The sequence below is a fragment of the Pantoea sp. S61 genome (assembly GCF_016625145.1).
GTDB classification, from domain to species: Bacteria; Pseudomonadota; Gammaproteobacteria; order Enterobacterales; family Enterobacteriaceae; genus Pantoea; species Pantoea rwandensis_B.
In genome coordinates this window covers 228,930-235,000 of the sequence record NZ_JACVUO010000007.1, presented here as the reverse complement: position 1 = coordinate 235,000, position 6,071 = coordinate 228,930, and the positions used below count along the sequence as shown (strand labels likewise).

The following is a 6,071-nucleotide window of genomic DNA, read 5'->3' as shown; positions in this document are numbered from 1 at the left end:
CTTGCCCCGAGATGAGTTCTCCCTGACTCCCAGAGAGTCCTGAAGGGACGTTGAAGACGACGACGTTGATAGGCCGGATGTGTAAGTGCAGCGATGCATTGAGCTAACCGGTACTAATGACCCGTGAGGCTTAACCTTACAACGCCAGAGGCGTTTTTGAGAGACGCGAGTAGATTTTCAGCTTTGTTCGAACGGATTGATTTGCGCGGCCTGCGAGGGCGGCGTGAATAACAGAATTTGCCTGGCGGCTTTAGCGCGGTGGTCCCACCTGACCCCATGCCGAACTCAGAAGTGAAACGCCGTAGCGCCGATGGTAGTGTGGGGTCTCCCCATGCGAGAGTAGGGAACTGCCAGGCATCAATTTAAGACTCATTCGTGAGTCGTGACCTTTCAAGTGACGCTGAAAGGGTGAAATACCCAGATTCAGAACGATTTTCTGATTTTGGTACAGAATCGGTGGAGCGGTAGTTCAGTTGGTTAGAATACCTGCCTGTCACGCAGGGGGTCGCGGGTTCGAGCCCCGTCCGTTCCGCCACCCTTTTAGGGGCGTAGTTCAATTGGTAGAGCACCGGTCTCCAAAACCGGGTGTTGGGGGTTCGAGTCCCTCCGCCCCTGCCAGAAAACAATCCTTTGCTTCGGCAAAGGATTTTTTTTGTCCAAAATTTGGCATTTACCTCATAAATTCGCCAGTGAAAAGGGTTTGAGTTTCACTGCGCGACACTCAAACCCCTCTCAATTTCTGCTTTATTGCGTCAATACTGGAAATTTAAGCAGCTGACGAATATGCGCCTGTTGATCACTATTCTGCAGCCACACCGCATAGAGTGGGCGAACGGCAACGGGTGTATCTGGAATAACCATCAAATCACTATAAATGCTGTGCCATGAATCCGGTAAAAACGCGCAAGCGCCGGTAGTGTGCAGTAATTCACGTGTCACATGCGCTGAAGTTGTGGTCAATACTGGCACATCATCACTGGATAAATAACTTTCATGTTGATGAAAATCCGCACCCCATTCCAGTTTAATGTAATCATATTTTTCACGTTTCTCAGTCTTACGTGCACGGAAGAGCGCGAGTGAAATATGACCAATCTGTTGGCTGGTTAATTCATCCATTTTGGGCGCTTCGGTGGTGATTAAAAGATCCAATTGACGCTCATGTAATTGCTTTACCAGCAAATGCCGTTGTGCGATACGTGCTTCAAGATGAAGGCTTTCACGGTTCTCATAAAGCGTTTTTAACCAAGGGGTTAGATAAGCTTCCCACAACGACGCGCTGGCGCCTATCGATAGCTCATGATGCTGTTGTGTATGTGAAACTTCCTTTTTGGCCATCAGCCAGGTACTCATCAGGCTCTCTGCATAGGGTAATAAACGCTCACCCGCAGAGGTCAGCCGAATATTATTTCGATGACGGGTGAAAAGGTTGACTCCCAACTGATTTTCCAGCTGACGAATGCGAAAACTAACGGCAGATTGCGTGAGGTAAAGCGCTTCAGCAGCACGCCCGAAATGGCGTGTTCTGCTCACTTCGAGGAAAGTTTTCAGTAATTCCGTATCCACAGCATTCTCCCAAAAAATGTTTGTCGTACTGATTTAAATGTTTTGTTTTACACTCTGTCAAGCCTATCTAATACTCCGCGCCATAAATAGCACGGCCATAAGAGAGTCGGGAGCGTGTAAAATGGCGGATAGCTTCGCAACAACAAATCGTTTCTTTGATAACAAACATTACCCTCGTGGTTTTTCACGTCATGGTGATTTCACCATTAAAGAAGCTCAGCTTCTGGAACGCCACGGTTACGCCTTTAATGAACTGGACCTCGCCAAGCGTGAACCAGCGACTGAAGAAGAGCGTTCGTTTTTAGAAGTATGTCGTGGTCTGCGTGAGCCGCAAACGGAAGCTGAACGTGTCTGGTCGAAATATACCGCACGTATTAAGCGTCCTAAGCGTTTCCACACATTGTCTGGCGGTAAGCCGCAGATGGACACTGTGGAAGACTTTAGCGATAGCGATGATTAAAAAATAGCGGGGCTTCTAAAGCCCCGTTTTTTATTCCAGACTGTTGTGCAGAAAGATTAGCAATCGGTCAATGCTGCGATAACCCACCGCCTCCTGCAAATGCTGACGTGAAATTGTCTCCTCCCCTGCCAAATCGGCAATCGTCCTGGCGACTTTCAAAATGCGTTGCCACGCGCGCACAGAAAGGCCCAACGAATTCAACACAGCTTCCAGCCATATAGCATCATCCTGTCTCAGTACACAGCACTGGGCAATCTCCGGATTAGATAAATGAGCGTTTATTTTGCCTGCTCGCTCAATTTGCCTCTGACGAGCAGCAAGGACGCGTTTAAGTACAGTCTCGCTGCTCTCACTGACTTCCTGTTTTTGACTTAAGGTTCCACTGGGTAGCAACGGGATTTCCAGAGACAGATCAAAGCGATCAAGAAACGGACCTGAGAGCCGGCTCAAATAGCGCAGCACCTGTTGCGGCGTGCATCGGTTATGACTGCCTTGATAATGCCCGGTAGGGCTGGGGTTCATGGCGCCAATTAACTGAAAGCGCGCTGGATAAGTGACTTTGGCGCGTGTACGGGAAATTGCGATCTCGCCGGATTCAATGGGCTCGCGTAATGCATCCAGTACCTTGCGGTCAAACTCCGGGAGTTCATCCAGAAACAGGACGCCATTGTGCGCCAGAGAGATCTCACCAGGCCGGGGGAGTGCTCCACCTCCCACTAATGCATACAGCGAAGCGCTGTGATGAGGTGCTCTGAATGGCCTTCTGCGCCACTGATGATGGAGGTTTCGGCTGCTGACCAGGCTATTAATCGCTGCGCACTCCAGCGCTTCCTGGTCGTCTAAGGGCGGCATAATGCCGGGCAGGCGGGTCGCCAGCATCGTTTTCCCTGTGCCGGGCGGTCCAAGCAGTAACAGGTTATGCCCGCCAGCGGCAGTGATCTCCAGGGCGCGACGTCCTTGCTCCTGACCGATGATTTCGCTGAGATCCTGGCTTTCCTGTTGCAGCGCCTCAGGTTGATAATGCGCAACGGTGAGTGTCGATTGGTTATGCAGGAAAGCGCAGATCTCGAGCAGATGTTTACCGACAAGCGTTTCCCCTTGTTGGATCAATCCGACATCCTGTTGATTCTCTTCAGCTAACACCATCTGCCTGCCGGCCTGCAATGCGGCCATCGCTGCTGGAATGGAGGCCTGAACGCCACAGAGCGCGCCGTTCAGTGCTAACTCCCCCAGGAATTCATAGTGAGCCAGTTTCGCGTCAGGAAGCTGCTCTGAGGCCGCGAGAATCGCAATGGCGATGGGAAGGTCGTAGCGTCCTCCCTCTTTTGGCAGATCGGCGGGGGCCAAATTGATGGTGACGCGTTTAGCAGGGAAGGTGAATCCGCTATTGATAATGGCACTGCGCACCCGTTCCCGCGCTTCCTTCACCGTGGTTTCAGGCAAGCCAACCAGCGTTAAAGCGGGCAAGCCCTTGCTGATATGCACCTCAACCGTTACTAATGGCGCCTGCACACCGAGCGCCGCGCGAGTGAGAACCTTTGATAAAGACATAACCACTCCTTGTTGTCTTCATCATGCGAGGAGTAAATTCAGATTGCGAATGCGATTAAAAAATATCAGCGCCGGGTTCCAGTGAATCGACGGTTTTTACACTGTTTTCGCCGCAATTGAGGTCAATATCGCAGAATTAACAGAGAGGTTACGCAGTGTGCGTAATGAAAATTTTTCACAACTAAAAATAACCTTTAACTTACAAGGCGATAACCCACACCCATTGCTTGCGTCATAAAAAAACATTATGAAAATAATTGTCAATGCGTAGATAACTATGGTAACTCTGTAGGTATTACTTCGAACAATCGAAAAAACAGACAACACATGAAAGCCCTTCTACAAGTGATTAGCCTAGTCGTGATTAGCGTGGTGGTGATTATTATCCCACCGTGCGGGGCATCGCTTGGAGAAAGAAAGGCTTAAAAATCAAGCCCGGAATTCCAAAAACCCCCGCACCGAAAGGTCCGGGGGTTTTTTTTCGACCTGGCTAAATATCAGCGAATCAGCGAGGAACAGATTATGAGCAGTAGCATAAAATTCTGTTGTTCCACCAGGAATACAGGAGAATAACGATGACAGGTGCACAGTGGGTAGTTCAGTCTTTACGCGCGCAGAGTGTCGACACAGTGTTTGGCTATCCTGGCGGCGCAATCATGCCAGTGTACGATGCGCTCTACGATGGCGGCGTGGAACACCTACTGTGTCGTCATGAACAAGGTGCAGTGATGGCGGCAATTGGTTATGCCCGTGCCACCGGTAAAACGGGCGTTTGTATCGCCACTTCCGGTCCCGGCGCCACTAACCTGATCACCGGTTTAGCAGATGCGTTTATGGATTCCATCCCGGTTGTCGCGATCACTGGTCAGGTTTCATCTGCGTTCATCGGCACCGATGCCTTCCAGGAAATCGACGTTCTCGGCCTGTCATTAGCCTGCACCAAGCACAGTTTCCTGGTTGAATCCCTCGAAGATTTGCCTTCCGTGATGGCTGAAGCCTTTGCCATCGCCCAGTCTGGCCGTCCCGGTCCGGTTCTGGTGGATATCCCGAAGGACATCCAAATTGCCAGTGCCGATTTAACCCCACACCTGTTGCCGGTTGAAGAGGCGATCAGTCACTCGCCAGAGCATATCGCGGAAGCCCGCGCATTGATGGCGCAGTCGCATAAGCCAATGCTGTATATCGGCGGCGGTGTTGGCATGGCACAAGCGGTGCCTGCATTACGTGCCATGGCTGAAGCAACCGGCATCCCAACGGTGTCCACGTTGAAAGGCCTGGGAAGCGCAGACGCCAGCAGCGATCTCTATCTCGGCATGTTGGGTATGCACGGCACCAAAGCTGCCAACCTTGCCGTGCAATCCTGTGATTTGCTGATTGCCGTTGGTGCGCGCTTCGACGACCGCGTGACCGGCAAATTAGACACCTTCGCCCCGCATGCGAACGTCATTCATATCGATATCGATCCGGCCGAGTTGAACAAACTCCGTCGCGCGCACGTTTCGTTGCAAGGTGATTTGAACCAGGTGCTGCCCGCGTTGAGTATGCCAATGCAGATTGAAGGCTGGCGCACCGAAGTTAAAGCGATGAAAGCCGAGTTTGACTGGCGTTACGATCATCCAGGCGAGGCCATTTACGCGCCGCTGCTGCTGAAACAGCTCTCCGATCGTAAAGCAGACAGCGCCGTAGTCACCACCGATGTTGGGCAGCATCAGATGTGGGCTGCGCAGCATATGAGCTTCACCGCGCCAGAAAACTTCATCACCTCCAGCGGCCTGGGCACCATGGGCTTCGGTCTGCCTGCCGCCATCGGTGCGCAGGTTGCTCGCCCGGAAGACACCGTGATCTGCGTGTCAGGTGATGGCTCAATCATGATGAACATCCAGGAACTGGGCACCATCAAACGCGGCAAGCTGCCGGTGAAAATCCTGCTGCTGGATAACCAACGTTTGGGCATGGTGCGTCAGTGGCAGCAGCTGTTCTTTGATGGTCGCTACAGCGAAACCATCCTCACCGATAACCCCGATTTCCTCACGCTGGCCAGCGCCTTTGATATCCCAGGCCAGCACATTAGCCGTAAAGATCAGGTCGACGCCGCGATAGATGCTCTGCTGAACAGTGAAGGTCCTTACTTCCTGCATGTTTCGATTGATGAGCATGAGAACGTCTGGCCATTGGTACCGCCGGGTGCCAGCAACGCAAACATGATGGAGAAAACCGCATGAATCAGCATCAATTGTCTATCGAAGCCCGCTTCCGCCCTGAAATATTGGAGCGCATTTTGCGTGTTGTCCGCCACCGTGGCTTCCAGGTGTGCTCGATGAACATGGCATCTGCGATCAACGCTGAGAACATTAATATCGAGATGACCGTTGCCAGCCAGCGTTCTGTCGATTTACTGTCTTCGCAGTTAAGCAAACTTATGGATGTCGCCTGTGTCGAGATCCAGCAACAGACATCACAACAAATCCGCGCTTAGTCGCCAAAGGAAATAGCA

General features: G+C 51.7%; 6 protein-coding genes, 2 tRNA genes and 2 rRNA genes (1 of these 10 only partly in view). 8 read left to right on the top strand and 2 right to left on the bottom strand.

What is annotated here, in order from left to right:
* From IAE30_RS15860 to IAE30_RS15845, 4 genes are all read left to right on the top strand, one after another.
* A 23S ribosomal RNA gene (locus tag IAE30_RS15860) occupies positions 1–138 on the top strand (its annotated part extends 1,021 nt beyond the left edge of the window); the annotation flags it as partial.
* 102 nt (positions 139–240) lie between these two features.
* Positions 241–356, top strand: a 5S ribosomal RNA gene (rrf, locus tag IAE30_RS15855).
* Positions 357–458: 102 nt separating this feature from the next.
* A tRNA-Asp gene (locus IAE30_RS15850) sits at positions 459–535 on the top strand.
* A 7-nt stretch (positions 536–542) separates the two neighbouring features.
* Positions 543–618 (top strand) — tRNA-Trp (locus IAE30_RS15845).
* Between the two features lie 126 nt (positions 619–744).
* Here IAE30_RS15845 and hdfR read toward each other — a convergent pair.
* Positions 745–1,566 carry an HTH-type transcriptional regulator HdfR gene (gene hdfR, locus IAE30_RS15840; RefSeq protein ID WP_034820037.1) on the bottom strand — a complete coding sequence of 274 codons (822 nt, stop codon included), beginning with the start codon at positions 1,564–1,566 and terminating at the stop codon, positions 745–747.
* 121 nt (positions 1,567–1,687) lie between these two features.
* Between hdfR and IAE30_RS15835 the strand changes: the two genes are divergently transcribed.
* Positions 1,688–2,026: a DUF413 domain-containing protein gene (locus IAE30_RS15835; protein WP_034820034.1), complete on the top strand. Its 339-nt coding sequence runs from the start codon at positions 1,688–1,690 to the stop codon at positions 2,024–2,026.
* Between the two features lie 30 nt (positions 2,027–2,056).
* On the opposite strand, the gene IAE30_RS15830 is transcribed toward IAE30_RS15835, so the two are convergent.
* A complete protein-coding gene (locus IAE30_RS15830; protein WP_038644123.1) occupies positions 2,057–3,577 on the bottom strand; it encodes a YifB family Mg chelatase-like AAA ATPase in 1,521 nt (506 codons plus the stop codon).
* A gap of 327 nt (positions 3,578–3,904) precedes the next feature.
* On the opposite strand from IAE30_RS15830, the gene ilvL reads away from it, so the two are divergent.
* From ilvL to ilvM, 3 genes are all read left to right on the top strand, one after another.
* Positions 3,905–4,003: an ilv operon leader peptide gene (ilvL, locus tag IAE30_RS15825; protein ID WP_071531048.1), complete on the top strand. Its 99-nt coding sequence runs from the start codon at positions 3,905–3,907 to the stop codon at positions 4,001–4,003.
* 149 nt (positions 4,004–4,152) lie between these two features.
* The gene (gene ilvG / locus IAE30_RS15820; protein WP_200680357.1) at positions 4,153–5,799 is read left to right on the top strand and encodes an acetolactate synthase 2 catalytic subunit; all 1,647 of its coding nucleotides are present in this window, start codon (positions 4,153–4,155) and stop codon (positions 5,797–5,799) included.
* Positions 5,796–6,053 (top strand): acetolactate synthase 2 small subunit, encoded by a 258-nt coding sequence (gene ilvM / locus IAE30_RS15815; RefSeq protein WP_034820026.1) that lies wholly within the window; start codon positions 5,796–5,798, stop codon positions 6,051–6,053. Before ilvG ends, ilvM begins: the two co-directional genes overlap by 4 nt.
* The last annotated feature ends 18 nt before the right edge of the window (positions 6,054–6,071 follow it).

What these genes read in the sequence shown, in the direction of transcription:
- ilvL (WP_071531048.1), top strand. Translation starts at nt 3,905, where the DNA reads ATGAAAGCCCTTCTACAAGTGATTAGCCTAGTCGTGATTAGCGTGGTG.
- ilvG (WP_200680357.1), top strand. Translation starts at nt 4,153, where the DNA reads ATGACAGGTGCACAGTGGGTAGTTCAGTCTTTACGCGCGCAGAGTGTC.
- ilvM (WP_034820026.1), top strand. Translation starts at nt 5,796, where the DNA reads ATGAATCAGCATCAATTGTCTATCGAAGCCCGCTTCCGCCCTGAAATA.
- IAE30_RS15835 (WP_034820034.1), top strand. Translation starts at nt 1,688, where the DNA reads ATGGCGGATAGCTTCGCAACAACAAATCGTTTCTTTGATAACAAACAT.
- IAE30_RS15830 (WP_038644123.1), bottom strand. Translation starts at nt 3,577, where the DNA reads ATGTCTTTATCAAAGGTTCTCACTCGCGCGGCGCTCGGTGTGCAGGCG.